The following is a 12,696-nucleotide window of genomic DNA, read 5'->3' as shown; positions in this document are numbered from 1 at the left end:
TCATTCAAGAAAGGGGCTTTTCCCGCTCGTTCATCCAAAAAACAAGAGAGTAGATTTTCAGTGACTCTGATGTGACAAATAGCCCTACATTCAACCAGACGTTTGAAATTCCAAACACGCTTACTAAAAGAGGGAAAAATGAGACTGAACATCTGAATGAAATCAAACGAAATAATTCCTGAGCAAGAGCAAATTTGACTGCACCGTTCTTTCGTTTGAAGAATAACCAGGCCGAAGCAAACAAAGAGAGTAGTAAAAGTAAGTCAAGCACGAAAAAAAGCATGACCAAAATGCTGAAACCATCACCTGCAAAATAATTCAACGAAGCACTAAATGCTTTTGCGTCAGAAAGAAATGGGATTCTGTTGTGGCGTACTGAATTCGCGCAATAAAGTAAAATTGCGAGAAGATCCATACTTCCCCAGAAATACCCTGATTTACTCTTTAAATGAGCGACATTTTGTTTATACACGTAATTAACACTGACAAAAATGGAATTCCGCATCTTCGCTTCAGCTAACTCTCCGGGGTCGGAGACAAAAGGGCCTGTCGTTTTTCACTGACGGTGGTCAATTAAGACCACCGCTACTAAGCCAACTGAGCTTTCAATCCTAAAGCGATTTTGTACATAAAGAGGAGAGACGCTCTTCGAACACCTTTGGAATAAGTCTCTGGCCTTGAAGATCGTGCATTACTAAGGATTCACCAGCCAGGTGCCCGGCTTGCTGATATCCAGCGTCTGGCTGCGCGTTCTCCCGTTGCCCTGCAGTTCAATCTTCGCCTCTCCGGCTGGCAGCTTGAGCGAGGCATAGCCGTTGGTCGCCGGACGCAGCGCTTTTGGTTCGCCGTTCACTTTCAGCATTTCACCGTCCTGGATACGGATATAGACCAGCGCAATCGGGCTCGCGGCAGGCGGTGGCGTCTGCTGTGCCGTCGCTGGCTCGCTCACCGTCGCCGTTTCTGGCTTCACCTCTGGCGCGTTCGCGGAAGTTTCTGTCGGACGCGTCTCTGACGGAGCCTGGGCAGCCTGCTCAGGCGCATCATTCCCACCGCTGAACAGCATCGCCCCGGCGACAACGCCCACCAGCACGCCCGCGGCAACCATGCCCGGGATCTTATAGCGACGCCAGTCGAGCACCGAAGCTGGCTTCTCTTCTTCAACCGGAACCAGCATGGTGCCGGTCTTTTTGGCGGTGAGCACGTCGTTGATCCCGGCGACCGGCATCTCAATCAGCGCCGCGAATTCGTCGATAGACTGCGGACGGTCCTCCATGTGCAGCGCCAGCGCGCGGTCGATGGCCTGCAGCAGCGGAATGGAGTAGCCCTGCGGCATGATTTCCACCAGCGGCTTACAGGTATCCTGGATGGAGCGCACCACGCTGACCGGCGGCGGAGTACCCACAATCAGGGTACGCAGCACCGCGCCGAGGGCGTAAATATCCGTCCACGGCCCCTGCTCGCTCTCGTTGTCGTCGGTGTACTGCTCAATCGGCGCAAAGCCGGGGCGCAGCATGGTTTCCGTTTCGTCGGAAAGGTTACCGATGGTGCGGCGCGCAGAGCCGAAATCGAGCAGCACCGGCAGGCCGTTATCCTGGATCTGAATATTATCCAGAGAGATATCACGGTGCAGATAGCCTTCGTCGTGGATGGTCTTGATCGCGCCGAACAGCATCGGCAGCGTGCGGCGGATCCAGGCCTCGTTGATCAGCTCCGGTTTTTCTTCGCGCAGGCGTGAAAGCGTGGTGCCGCTATAAAACAGCGTCCCCATGTAAGCCGTGTCGTTTTGCACCCAAAAACGCAGGACGTGCAGCAGGTTCGGGTGGTTAAACCGCGCCAGCAGACGCGCTTCCTGAATAAAGCTGTTCAGGCCCGCGGAAAATGCTTTGCCAAAGCGCTCACTGCGCAGCACCAGGGTCATGTCGTCGCCGCGCACGGCGAGCGAGGAAGGCATAAATTCTTTGATAGCGATAGTGCGTTCGAGCTGGTGATCCCATGCGCGATAGACAATGCCAAAACCGCCGCCGCCGATCACCTCTTTGATTTCAAACTCGTTGAAGCGGTACCCGACCGGGAGCGCGTTTGGGACAGTCCGATTGTTATCATTATCCGTCATCTTTTACAGTTCTCTTGATGATTATTACGCGGCAAACTGACAGTGAAACTCGCCCTGCTCGCAGGTGACATGCAGGCGTCGGAACTGCTCGTCACTGCGGCTGGCGGTAAGTAAGATCTGGCTCATCTGAGGCAGCAGGGTGTTAGTCAGGATAGCATCCACCATGCGGCCGCCGGACTCCACCTCGGTGCAGCGCTGAACAATCTGTTCCACCACGCTGTCGTCAAACTCAGAAATAATGCTGTGATTCTCTTCCAGACGACGCTGAATGCGCTTGAGCTGCAGGCGCACAATCTGCCCGAGCATCTCGTCGCTGAGCGGGTAGTACGGCACCACCAGCAGGCGGCCCAGCAGCGCCGGCGGGAATACCTCCAGCAGCGGCTGGCGCAGCGCGCCGCTTAATGCGTCAGGCTCCGGCATCAGCTCCGGATCGGCGCACATGGCGCTTATCAGCTCGGTGCCCACGTTGGACGTCAGAATGATAATGGTGTTACGGAAATCAATGTGGCGCCCCTCGCCGTCCTCCATCCAGCCTTTGTCGAAGACCTGGAAGAAGATCTCATGGACGTCCGGGTGCGCTTTTTCAATTTCGTCCAGCAGCACCACGCTGTAAGGGCGACGGCGCACGGCCTCGGTTAACACGCCGCCTTCACCATACCCTACGTATCCCGGAGGCGCACCTTTTAAGGTGGAAACGGTGTGCGCTTCCTGGAACTCGCTCATGTTGATGGTGATGACGTTCTGCTCGCCGCCGTACAGGGATTCCGCCAGCGCCAGCGCGGTTTCGGTTTTCCCGACGCCGGACGGGCCGCACAGCATAAAGACGCCCACCGGTTTGTTCGGATCATCGAGCTTCGCCCGCGAGGTTTTCACGCGGCGGGCAATGAGATCCAGCCCGTGACGCTGGCCGATAACGCGCTGGTTCAGCGTGTCGGCGAGGTTGAGTACCGCGTCGATCTCGTTTTTCACCATCCGGCCCAGCGGGATCCCGGTCCAGTCAGAGACCACCGCGGCGACCACGTTTTCATCTACCGCGGCAAACAGCAGCGGCTCGTCACCCTGCAAGGCGTTCAGCGCCTGCTGCTGTCCCGCCAGCTGGCTGCGCAGCTCGGCGGTCTCTTCCTCGCCCGCCGCAAACAGCGCGGCGCGCAGGCGGATGATCTCCTGCACCAGGCCGCGCTCTTCTTCCCAGCGCCGGGCCAGGGCTTCGCGTTTTGTTTCGTACGCCTCGCGCTCTGTGATTAATGCCGTTACGCGATCGGCCTCACCGGCGCCGACGCGCGCTTCGCGTTCAGCAATTTCAATTTCCACGTCCAGCGCGGCAAGATGGCGCAGGCAGTCTTCCAGCTGCGCAGGGGGCGCGCTCTGGCTGACCGCCACGCGGGCGCAGGCGGTGTCGAGCAGCGCAACGGCTTTATCCGGCAGCTGACGCGCCGGGATATAGCGATGGGACAGCTTCACCGCCGCGCTGACCGCTTCGTCGAGCAGCATGACCTGGTGGTGCGTCTCCAGCGGCGACACGGTGCTGCGCAGCATCAGAATCGCTTTCGCTTCGTCCGGCTCGTGAACCTGTACGGTCTGGAAACGACGGGTCAGCGCCGGGTCTTTCTCAATGTACTTTTTGTATTCCGCCCAGGTGGTGGCACCGATGGTGCGTAGCTGACCGCGCGCCAGGGCCGGCTTCAGCAGGTTCGCCGCATCGCCGGTTCCCTGCTGGCCGCCTGCACCAATCAGAGTGTGGATCTCATCGATGAACAGAATAATCGGCGTGGCGCTGGACTGGACTTCATTAATGAGCGCCTGCAGACGGGCTTCAAACTCGCCTTTCATGCCCGCGCCTGCCTGCAGCATGCCGATATCCAGCAGCCACAGCTGAATATTTTGCAGCGGCTCCGGCACGTCGCCGTCGGCGATACGCAGCGCCAGCCCTTCAACGACTGCGGTTTTGCCGACCCCGGCCTCCCCGGTCAGCAGCGGGTTGTTCTGGCGGCGGCGCATCAGGATATCGACCATCTGGCGGATCTCCTCGTCGCGCCCGACAACCGGGTCAATCTTCCCGTCGCGGGCACGAGCGGTCAGGTCATGGCCGTACTGGGCCAGCGTACCCTGAGCCGCCGGGACCGCACCCGCGGGTGCGTCTACGGCGGCAGCGGCCTGCTGCGTCTCTTTGCTGTTGGTGCAAATAGCGTCGAACTGCTCGATCAGCACTTCGACGTTAAGACGGGTGAACTGCGACGAGATGCTTTTCAGCACGTTGGCCAGATTCCAGGTCTTGAGGATGCCAATCAGCAAATGGCCGCCGCGAATGCGGCTGACGCCAAACTTCAGCGAGCCGAAGACCCAGGCGCGCTCCACGGCGCTGTCGATATGTTCGGAGAGATCGGAAACGGAACTTGCGCCGCGCGGCAGAGCGTCCAGCGCCGCCACGATATCGCGCGTTAACTGCTGTTCGTCGAGGGCAAAGTGGCGGATGACCTGCTGCAGATCGCCATCCTGCTGCTGCATCAGCTGATGCAGCCAGTGCACCAGCTCAACGTAGGGGTTGCCGCGCAGCTTGCAGAAGGCAGTCGCGCTTTCCAGAGAGGTAAATAACAGCGTATCCAGTTTGCCGAAAAGCACGGCACGGCTAATTTCTGACATGTTCGGTTCCGTTGATAACAATGCGTTAGAAAAATTTATCGCTCTGCGCGATACACCAGATCGCCACGCGGGACAGGCTGCGGCTGATGCCCCAGCCAGGTGTTAAAGCCTAATCGCCCATCGCTGCCGAGCGTGGTGCCCTGCACCGCGTCTTCACGCAGGATCACCCGTGTTTCCCATTCAAACTCAATTCCCGCGTACTGGCGCACCCAGTCGCGCAGCTCGGTGACCCACGCTTCGCCCGGCAGAAAGCGGTTGTACTCCTCCGCGCTCAGCGGGCCAATCTCGATACGAAACTTATGCTGCACGTCGCGGACGGCGACGCCGAGAAAAGCGGATTCCCCCATGCGCGGCATGCGGCGTCCTGCTCCCAGTTGCGCCTGCTCGCGGGTGGAGAGCGGCATCCACTGCGGCACGTTGCTCACCAGCTTAACCGGCGCTTTAAAATAGCTGCGCAGGATCTTCTCCAGCCCTTCCGGATCCCGCCCGTGGCGGGTCAGGTGCCCGGCGTGGGTAAAGCGGGCATGGGCGCTCAGGCTGCCCTTGTTCATCTGACCCGGCTGCCCCATGCCGATCAGTGACGCCAGGTAGCCCTCAAAGCGCTTATTGTCGGCGCGATCGAGGGAAACGACAGGCTGCGCATCCGCCCAGGCGCGGTAAAACAGCAGCGCCAGACGATGATGGAACAGATCGGCAAACGCGCTGAGGCTGGTGTCCTGATGATGATGAATCCGCTCGCGGGCGTACTCGGTCATATGCACCGGCAGCGGGCCGTTCGGGCCAAACAGGCCAAAGCTGAGGATCGACACCTCATGCAGCCCGCTTTCTTCACGCTGTCGCACCTGGGCCAGCGTCGACGGCGCAAAGCTCATTGAGGGCTGCTGGCCAATGCGCAGCGGCTCAAATTTCGGCAGCGGCGCGCGTCCCAGCGGGTAGCGCTCGCCGCCCTGGGCATCAATGCGCCTTAACAGCTGAAACAGATCGTAGCGCCAGGGCGTCTCGCGGACCCCGTGCCAGAACGTATCCGGCAGCTTCGTCAGGCGATGCACGCGCAGCGGTGCGGTGGCAGCGTCACTCATACCAGCGCCCTTTTACCCATGCGCGGCGCCCAGTAGCCTATCTCGCCGCGCTGCTGACTCTTCAGGGTGAACTCGGTGAAGCTGTTGATGGAGACCAGACGGGCAAAAAGGCGCTCCATCACGCTGCCGAAAAGCCACGGGCTGGCGCCGGAAAACGCCCGCTCGTCCACCGTCAGGGTGATGCCAATTCCGCGGGCGAAAACGACCGGGCCGGGTTCAGGCACGCGGCGGTGTACCGGCTCCAGCACGCAGTGGCGAACCCCCTCCACCTGACGTGCAACCGGCGTTTCGGCCAGGTTGGCGTACAGACCTAACAGCTGGCGCAGCGCCGCTGCCCCCTCTTCATTTTCGCTGTCCATCAGGCTGAGGTAGTTCATCTGCAGCTGGCTGATGAGCCGCCAGGTGCTGAACCCTTCCGCCAGCGCCGGACGCGGCGGCGTCGGGCCTTTGCGCAGGGTTAACCCCTTCACCGGCATGGAGTCGGCCATAATGAACTGCCCGAGCTCCTGCTGGAGCATCAGCGGCAGGTCGCGGCTGGTACAGAGCACCTCGGCAGAAATGTAGCGCAGGTTTTCCTGCCACGGGGCATGCTGTTCATCCACCAGCGAGACAAAGACTTCCGAGCCGATATAGCCGGTACGGGTGCCGTAGCGCAGGGCGTGCTCGGAGAGCACGCGCTGTTCCCGGCGCAGGGAAAAATAGGCCCCGTAGTTGCCCGCGTCGCCGCTCCAGGTGCTCCAGAACGGACGAAACGTCTGGTCGTCGCGCTGGCCGTCGGCGCTGCCAAAAATTTTATTTACGGCATAAATTTCGTAGTCCAGCGGACGGATGTTATCGACCACCAGATGGTATTCATGCTGGCCTTCATTCAGCTTCTGCCGGGCCGCCACTTTCGGGAACAGGTTGATGACCGGCGTGCAGTGCAGCGCCAGATGGCTGGCGTCGACCACGCGCTCCAGCTGTTCATCCGACTTATCCAGCAGAATGAAGATATCGAAGGCTTTTTCGTTTTCGCAGCGCTGGATAAGCGTGCTCAGACCGCTCAGGCTGATAAAGCGGAAGCGGGCCGGAAACGCAAAATACTCCTGCAGCAGACGGTAGCCGTCAAAGTTGCGCAGATCGTCCGGGAGGAGCGCCTGGTCCGGCGCAAAGCCCTCCTGACGCAGCGCATCCGTTGCCAGCAGCTGTCGCTGCGGCTGCGGGCTGACCGTCTGGCAGACGATCCCGGCGTGGTGCTCCATCACCAGCTCCAGCAGCTTCAGCGCCTCAATGTCCGGGCCGCTAAGGAAAAACTCCAGCCGGTCAAAATTCAGGTGCCCAAGGTTTTGCGGGCCGTCGCAGGCAATGCGGATCCGCAAGGCGCTGTTGATCCCCCGCTGGCTTAAGCCGAGCTGCGCCAGCGGCAGGTCAGCGGGCACGCCGCCGAGCTCCACTTTGTCGATTTTCAGCGGCAGCAGATTGACCTCGTGCGCGGTGGTATAGCTGCAGGTTACGCCGGTTTTTTTCAGCGCCAGGCTGTCCATCATGGTGCCGCGAGGCACAATAAAGCCGTTGCTCAGATCGCCGCGGCTGCTGTCGGGCTCAATTTCCGCAATCGCCATGGAAGGGGTGGGCGCGAGGTAGTTCGGCGCGATCATCTCCAGCAGACGCTGGGAGAAGCGCGGAAACTCCGCGTCCATTTTCATCTGCACGCGGGAGGTCAGAAACGCGAAACCTTCCATCAGGCGTTCGGTGTACGGGTCCGCCACTTCGATGCCGCGCATGCCCAGCCGCCCGGCGACCTTCGGATAGCGTTCGGCAAACTCGGCCCCCATTTCGCGCAGGTAGGCCAGCTCACGGTTGTAATATTCGAGCAGTTTACTTTCCATGATTACCCCGCATCTTTCAGTTCAAAATGGCCGTTTTCCAGATCGACATCGGTGCGAAACAGAAACTCCAGCGGGTACGGCACACACCATAAGCGCCCTTTAATCTCAATGGAGAGCACGTTATGCAGATCCAGCGAGGAGGTATCCGACACGCAGCGGACCTGCAGCCCCTGCGGCAAAATGCGCGGTTCAAAATTGATGATGGCCTCGGTGAGCTTGCGCTGAATGTCGTGCCATTCGATATCCGACATTCTCTTCCCGGCCAGCGGCGCGACGCCGAAGTTAACCACCGAGCGGCTCACGTGCGGTAGCGCGCTTAAATCGCCGGAGGCATCGTGGTTGATGGTGTTAAACAGCCACTGCAGATCCCGCAGCACGTTACGACGCAGCGCGGCGTGGGTGATCAGGTTGCTGTTAGCCGGCTCGCGTTTTTTTTCCGGGTCGTTATCGGTGAGGCGATCGAGCAGCGAAGGCTGCATTTTGTCGCGCGCCCCCACCTTCTCCTGCCTGCTGCGGGCTTGCCAGCCGCTGCGCAGCAGATCGCCTTCGCCAGCGGGATTACTCATTGGCTCCATCCGTCGCAAACGACACGAGGCTTAACGACAGCAACGGGCTTTCGCTTTGCTCGCTGAGCCAGGCTTTCTGGCCCATCCCTTCGTACAGGGTGCCGTCCTCATCGAGCGGCTGCCACTCGGTAGTGCGGCCCAGTTTGATCGCATCCGACGCATCGGCAGAAAACGGGTAACGCGCCGGGATCTGACATACCTGCTCCGTACCGTCGGTCAGGCGCACCAGCGCGTGACGCCAGACCAGATCGGTCACGCTGGCAGGCGCCTGGAAACGGATCTCGGCGATAGCGTTAAACGGCAGCCAGAAATAGCGTCCGTTCACGATGGTTTCGCACACCGGGCCGAGACGGGCATCGCCGTCCATCAGCCAGTCAAACGCCTGAGCCTCATCGTTTTCGAGGGTGATGTGACCGGGAGTGGCCTGCGCCTGGTCAAGCGCTTCAAGGCGCAGCGACCGGGCACGCTCGCCCTCCTCGCGGAGCGCCGCGGCCAGGGTGGTCAGCCACGGCCACTGAGTTTCAGGCATGGCCGGACGCGCCTGCCCCGCCATCACCTGTGCGCGCTGCAGCTCGCCCTGAATGGACTGCTCCAGCAGCGTGACGGTGGGTTTCGCCTGCGGCTTCAGCGCCAGCCAGCTTTTCAGCTGGGTCAGCGCGCGCGTCCCGTTGCCGCTGAGGATTAAAAACTGCACGAACGCGGCGCGGAGGTCTGCATCTGCCGGACGGGCTTTGATCTCCGCTTCAAGACGCGCCAGCGCGTCGTTGAGCGTTTCACCCGCCAGGTGTTGATAGAGCGTATTCATAGCCATTCCTTAATTCGCCGCGCGCCAGGCGCCTACTGCCGGATCGCGCAGCTGAGGACGCAGGGTATCAATCAGAACGATATTCAGCGGGGTGCCTGGGGCAACCCAGGCGCTCCAGGTTTTCTTCACCGCCGCAATACGCGCCTGCAGTTTTGCATCGTCGCTGGCGGTCTCGCGGGAAATTTCTACCGCAACCGTGCCGTTGCTCTTCCAGCTGTTCAGGGTGCTGTCGTAAGGCAGGATCATCCAGCTCTGATCGCTGTCTGGCGTGCTGAATACCATGCGCTCTTTATTGACGGAGGTGATCAGCGCATTTTCCGGATCGGCGCTCTGATTCAGCCCCATCACCGGGAAGCCGTGAATGTACGTCACCGCCATCTCTTTCTGCCCGCCGTTGCGGGACTGCGACACGACGGTGTGACCGCTCAGCCAGCTGCCGTTACCGCAGCGGGTGGTGTCAGAATCCGGAATAAAGAGCGCCGGAGCGGACGCGCCGCCCTCCCAGAAGGTGCGCAGGTGGCAGCCGTCCTGCAGGGTAAACTCCTGCCACGGCGTGCGGTCGGCGGCAACGGTGCGGGAAGCCACGTTCTGATCGGGTGGCAGTAACGCGCCGCTGGCTGGGGTTGCGGTGACGGCAGGCGCAGCCTGCTGCTGTTTCACCACCAGCGCCCACTCCTGCGCTTTAGCTGCCGTGCCCTGCGCCAGCGTCGTCCCCTCGGGATCGTTGAGCGTCCAGCTGAGTTTATTCACTTTGCTGCACTGGTGTTCCAGCAGCGAGCCAAGACGCGGCACAAAGTTTTCCAGCACGGAGACGTCTTTCTTGCCGTTCGCCACAATGCGCAGCGCCACCTCAGGCTTACACCAGCTCTGCGGGGTGTTGTCTTTGATGTTGTCGATCCAGATATCCAGCTTCTGCGCAGGAGACTGCACGATGCGGAAATTGTCAGCCTGCGCGGTGGAGGTCGCCGCCAGAAGTGCCAAACCCGATAGCCAAAGTTTCATATCGTTCCTTGTGTGTCTAATCAGTTCCGCAGGGAAGAAATTGTGCTGCGTCAGAGAGGGTGTGCAGCAAAGTGGTGTCCTGAGGGTTGCCCATCCATACCGCCAGGGCGGTATAGTTATCCTGCGCATTCCCCTCCTGCTCGCCATTCTTTTGAATGATTTGGTTCATTAAGGTCAGCCACTCCTGCGGCGTATTGACCATGTGCAGCGACTGCTTCATTTGCTCTTCGCTGACGCCGTGCCAGAACCCGTCGGTGCAGAGTAAAAAGGCATCGCCGTCTTCTACCTGCACCACGTCGCTGTAGCTCGCTTCCGGTCCGCCGTTTTCAATTCCCAGCGCCAGATAAAGCAGGTTGCTGTTGAGATCGTCCGTCTGATGCCCGGCATCCTTCATCTGCTGCACCAGACTGTGGTCCGTGGTGACGTGCCACAGCCACCCCCGGCGAAACAGGTACAGGCGGCTGTCGCCGGCATGCGCCCAGTACGCCAGCCCGTAGTCCCGGTCAATAAACAGGCTGACCAGCGTCGTGCCCATCCGGCGATAGTCCTGAACGGCCTGCTGTTCGCTCAGGATGGTGCGATTCGCCGTCTGCACGTAGTCGCGGATGTGCTGCGCATTAAGATGTTTGTCGCCATCGAAGCGGGAGATAATGCTGTTACGGGCCAGTTCCGCGGCGACTTCACCACCGGGCAGACCCGCGATGCCGTCGCAGACGACAAAGCAGGCTGAGCGTTCCCCTATGGTTTCTCCCGTCTGATCCTGGTTGCTGGCGCGCGTCCCCTGGCGGGAGAGAGAAGCGGTTGCGATATTCATTTGTCTTCCGATCCGCTCTGTGAGTCTTTGTACTGATTCACCTCCATGTCATACGCATGAAGGAAGGCTTCGCCGAACAGGGTGTGGAAGTCATCCTCAATCTCGCCCGCCGTCTCGCCATAGCTACGAACAAAATAGTCCCACAGGGCGGCTTTGCGGCTGCCCGGCAGCGCCAGACGCGAGGTCATGCCGTTTTGCTTCGCCTGCTCCTCCAGCTGTTCCGGGTTAAAGGACTGCAGCATCGCGGCGATGATGGCGCGGATACCGGAGATCATCCCCAGCTGGTGCGCCTGAAGGTCGATCAGCGCGTCGCGCACCGATTTGGTCGGCGGCATAAAGCCCGGCATCGGGGTGCCGAACATCTGAATTAAGACGGTTTTCCCGGTCGGCAACAGCTTGAACGGGTTGTTGGCATCGTCCAGCACCATGGTCATATCGGCTTTTACGCCGCGTTTCAGGATGGAGCGCGACGAGAGCAGCGCCACGGTGCCCTGCGAGAACATGCCGAGAATCTGCCCCAACTGACGCATATTTTCCCGGTCAAACTGCGGAACAGGCTGCATTTCGCTCAGGCCCATACCTTCAAGCAGCGCCTGCAGCAGCTCGCCCTGCAGCACTTCACCCTTCTCGCCATTATTCGGGCTGGCGGTTGGGGATGCCGCGTTATTGACCGGGTCGATGCGCAGGCGCCCCTTCGGTGCCTGAGCGCTGCTGCGCGCAACGGCCTGCGGCGTAGGCATGGTGAAACCTGCGTAATCCGGCCGCGCCGGCTCTTCTTCACGCGGCGTTTCCTGCGGCTCTGGGGCGAACAGCGGAGAATCGGCAAGCACGTCCTCTTCCTGCTCCGGTTCAGGCGTTGGTGCTGGCTTTTCGTCTGCAATATCATCCGGGTGGGTTAACGGTGCTCCGCCCATCAGCCCGAGCGGGTCATCATTGCGCGCGGCTGGCGCGCTGGCCTTTCCACCGAACAGCGCCAGTGGGTCAAGCTCGTCCGCCGCGTCTTCTTTAGGGGCGGGTTGCCCCTCAACCGGCGGCACCAGCGTGGAAGGCGTCACGTCGTCAAAAATGCTCTCTTTTTTGAACAGCACTTCGTCGCTGAACAGGGTGTCCGGGTCGACGTTCTTGCGCTCAAGCGTTGGATCGCTGTCGTTGAACATCGCCAACGGATCTTCGGCATTACGCTCCGGCGCAGCGGGCTGGGAGAAGGGATCCTGTGAGGCCGCAGGCTGCGGTTTTGCGCGGTTGCTGGAGATGCTGTCGGAGATGGAGAACTCCTGCATCAGGCTGTCCCAGATTTCGGAAGGCACGGCGGTCGGTTCCGCCTTCCCGCGTGGCGCGGGGTTAGCAGGCTTCGCTTGCGCTGCGGGCGCAGCGGGTGCGGCTGTCGGACGCGCCTGCTGCTGCATGCTGGCCGCCATACGGCTCACCGGCTGTGTGTCGTGGATCAGTTCGGTCACTTCGATACGGTAGTCATCAATACCGAGAATGTCGCCATCCTGCAGTTCAACCTGACGTCCGCGCTCCAGCGGAATATCGTTTAATACCACGCGGGTGACGCTGCCACGGTTGGTGACGCGGCATTCGCCCTGAGCGTCAACGTGGACAATGGCCTGCAGACGCGAGATGGTGCGGTCATTGTCCGGTAATACCAGATTGTTATCCGTACCGCGCCCAATGGTGCCGCCCGGGGCGTAAAAATCACAGCTGCTTTGCGGCGGCTGATGACCGGGTTTCGTAGAAATAATCGTGAATCGCATGGCGTATTCCTGCTGGTATGATTAGCGCTCAAACGCTGCCGCTCTCGGGACG

Annotated in this window: 10 protein-coding genes; all 10 read right to left on the bottom strand. The window is 60.5% G+C overall.

Going from position 1 to position 12,696, the window contains the following annotated elements; all coding sequences use genetic code 11:
• Window positions 1-4: 4 nt before the first annotated feature.
• A complete protein-coding gene (locus tag ACMWL8_RS01065; RefSeq protein ID WP_235428249.1) occupies window positions 5-415 on the bottom strand; it encodes a hypothetical protein in 411 nt (136 codons plus the stop codon).
• Between the two features lie 279 nt (window positions 416-694).
• Window positions 695-2,113 carry a serine/threonine protein kinase gene (locus tag ACMWL8_RS01060; RefSeq protein WP_414751537.1) on the bottom strand — a complete coding sequence of 473 codons (1,419 nt, stop codon included), beginning with the start codon at window positions 2,111-2,113 and terminating at the stop codon, window positions 695-697.
• Window positions 2,114-2,137: 24 nt separating this feature from the next.
• Window positions 2,138-4,753 carry a type VI secretion system ATPase TssH gene (gene tssH / locus ACMWL8_RS01055; RefSeq protein ID WP_045260270.1) on the bottom strand — a complete coding sequence of 872 codons (2,616 nt, stop codon included), beginning with the start codon at window positions 4,751-4,753 and terminating at the stop codon, window positions 2,138-2,140.
• Window positions 4,754-4,788: 35 nt separating this feature from the next.
• Window positions 4,789-5,832 carry a type VI secretion system baseplate subunit TssG gene (tssG, locus tag ACMWL8_RS01050; RefSeq protein WP_045260271.1) on the bottom strand — a complete coding sequence of 348 codons (1,044 nt, stop codon included), beginning with the start codon at window positions 5,830-5,832 and terminating at the stop codon, window positions 4,789-4,791.
• Window positions 5,829-7,700, bottom strand: coding sequence for a type VI secretion system baseplate subunit TssF (gene tssF, locus ACMWL8_RS01045; protein ID WP_045260272.1), 1,872 nt, complete (start codon window positions 7,698-7,700; stop codon window positions 5,829-5,831). Before tssF ends, tssG begins: the two co-directional genes overlap by 4 nt.
• A 2-nt stretch (window positions 7,701-7,702) precedes the next feature.
• Window positions 7,703-8,266 carry a type VI secretion system baseplate subunit TssE gene (gene tssE / locus ACMWL8_RS01040; RefSeq protein WP_028013485.1) on the bottom strand — a complete coding sequence of 188 codons (564 nt, stop codon included), beginning with the start codon at window positions 8,264-8,266 and terminating at the stop codon, window positions 7,703-7,705.
• Window positions 8,259-9,071 (bottom strand): type VI secretion system accessory protein TagJ, encoded by an 813-nt coding sequence (locus ACMWL8_RS01035; protein ID WP_045260273.1) that lies wholly within the window; start codon window positions 9,069-9,071, stop codon window positions 8,259-8,261. The genes tssE and ACMWL8_RS01035 overlap by 8 nt, the downstream gene beginning before the upstream one ends.
• Window positions 9,072-9,080: 9 nt before the next feature.
• Window positions 9,081-10,073, bottom strand: a complete 993-nt coding sequence (locus ACMWL8_RS01030; protein ID WP_045260274.1) for a hypothetical protein — start codon at window positions 10,071-10,073, stop codon at window positions 9,081-9,083.
• 16 nt (window positions 10,074-10,089) lie between these two features.
• Window positions 10,090-10,887 carry a PP2C family protein-serine/threonine phosphatase gene (locus tag ACMWL8_RS01025; RefSeq protein ID WP_023336024.1) on the bottom strand — a complete coding sequence of 266 codons (798 nt, stop codon included), beginning with the start codon at window positions 10,885-10,887 and terminating at the stop codon, window positions 10,090-10,092.
• Window positions 10,884-12,644 (bottom strand): type VI secretion system-associated FHA domain protein TagH, encoded by a 1,761-nt coding sequence (gene tagH, locus ACMWL8_RS01020; protein WP_045260275.1) that lies wholly within the window; start codon window positions 12,642-12,644, stop codon window positions 10,884-10,886. The genes ACMWL8_RS01025 and tagH overlap by 4 nt, the downstream gene beginning before the upstream one ends.
• Between the last annotated feature and the right edge of the window lie 52 nt (window positions 12,645-12,696).

The organism is Enterobacter sp. 04-C-12-SI-ECC, from assembly GCF_047530715.1.
GTDB lineage: Bacteria > Pseudomonadota > Gammaproteobacteria > Enterobacterales > Enterobacteriaceae > Enterobacter > Enterobacter bugandensis.
The sequence above is the reverse complement of the archived record's forward strand: the minus strand, read 5'-3'. Positions and strand labels throughout refer to the sequence as shown.

Bases quoted from the DNA above. Each gene is read 5' to 3' on its own strand.
- tssG (WP_045260271.1), bottom strand. From the start codon at position 5,832: ATGAGTGACGCTGCCACCGCACCGCTGCGCGTGCATCGCCTGACGAAG.
- tssH (WP_045260270.1), bottom strand. From the start codon at position 4,753: ATGTCAGAAATTAGCCGTGCCGTGCTTTTCGGCAAACTGGATACGCTG.
- ACMWL8_RS01025 (WP_023336024.1), bottom strand. From the start codon at position 10,887: ATGAATATCGCAACCGCTTCTCTCTCCCGCCAGGGGACGCGCGCCAGC.
- ACMWL8_RS01060 (WP_414751537.1), bottom strand. From the start codon at position 2,113: ATGACGGATAATGATAACAATCGGACTGTCCCAAACGCGCTCCCGGTC.
- ACMWL8_RS01030 (WP_045260274.1), bottom strand. From the start codon at position 10,073: ATGAAACTTTGGCTATCGGGTTTGGCACTTCTGGCGGCGACCTCCACC.
- ACMWL8_RS01065 (WP_235428249.1), bottom strand. From the start codon at position 415: ATGGATCTTCTCGCAATTTTACTTTATTGCGCGAATTCAGTACGCCAC.
- tssF (WP_045260272.1), bottom strand. From the start codon at position 7,700: ATGGAAAGTAAACTGCTCGAATATTACAACCGTGAGCTGGCCTACCTG.
- tssE (WP_028013485.1), bottom strand. From the start codon at position 8,266: ATGAGTAATCCCGCTGGCGAAGGCGATCTGCTGCGCAGCGGCTGGCAA.
- tagH (WP_045260275.1), bottom strand. From the start codon at position 12,644: ATGCGATTCACGATTATTTCTACGAAACCCGGTCATCAGCCGCCGCAA.
- ACMWL8_RS01035 (WP_045260273.1), bottom strand. From the start codon at position 9,071: ATGAATACGCTCTATCAACACCTGGCGGGTGAAACGCTCAACGACGCG.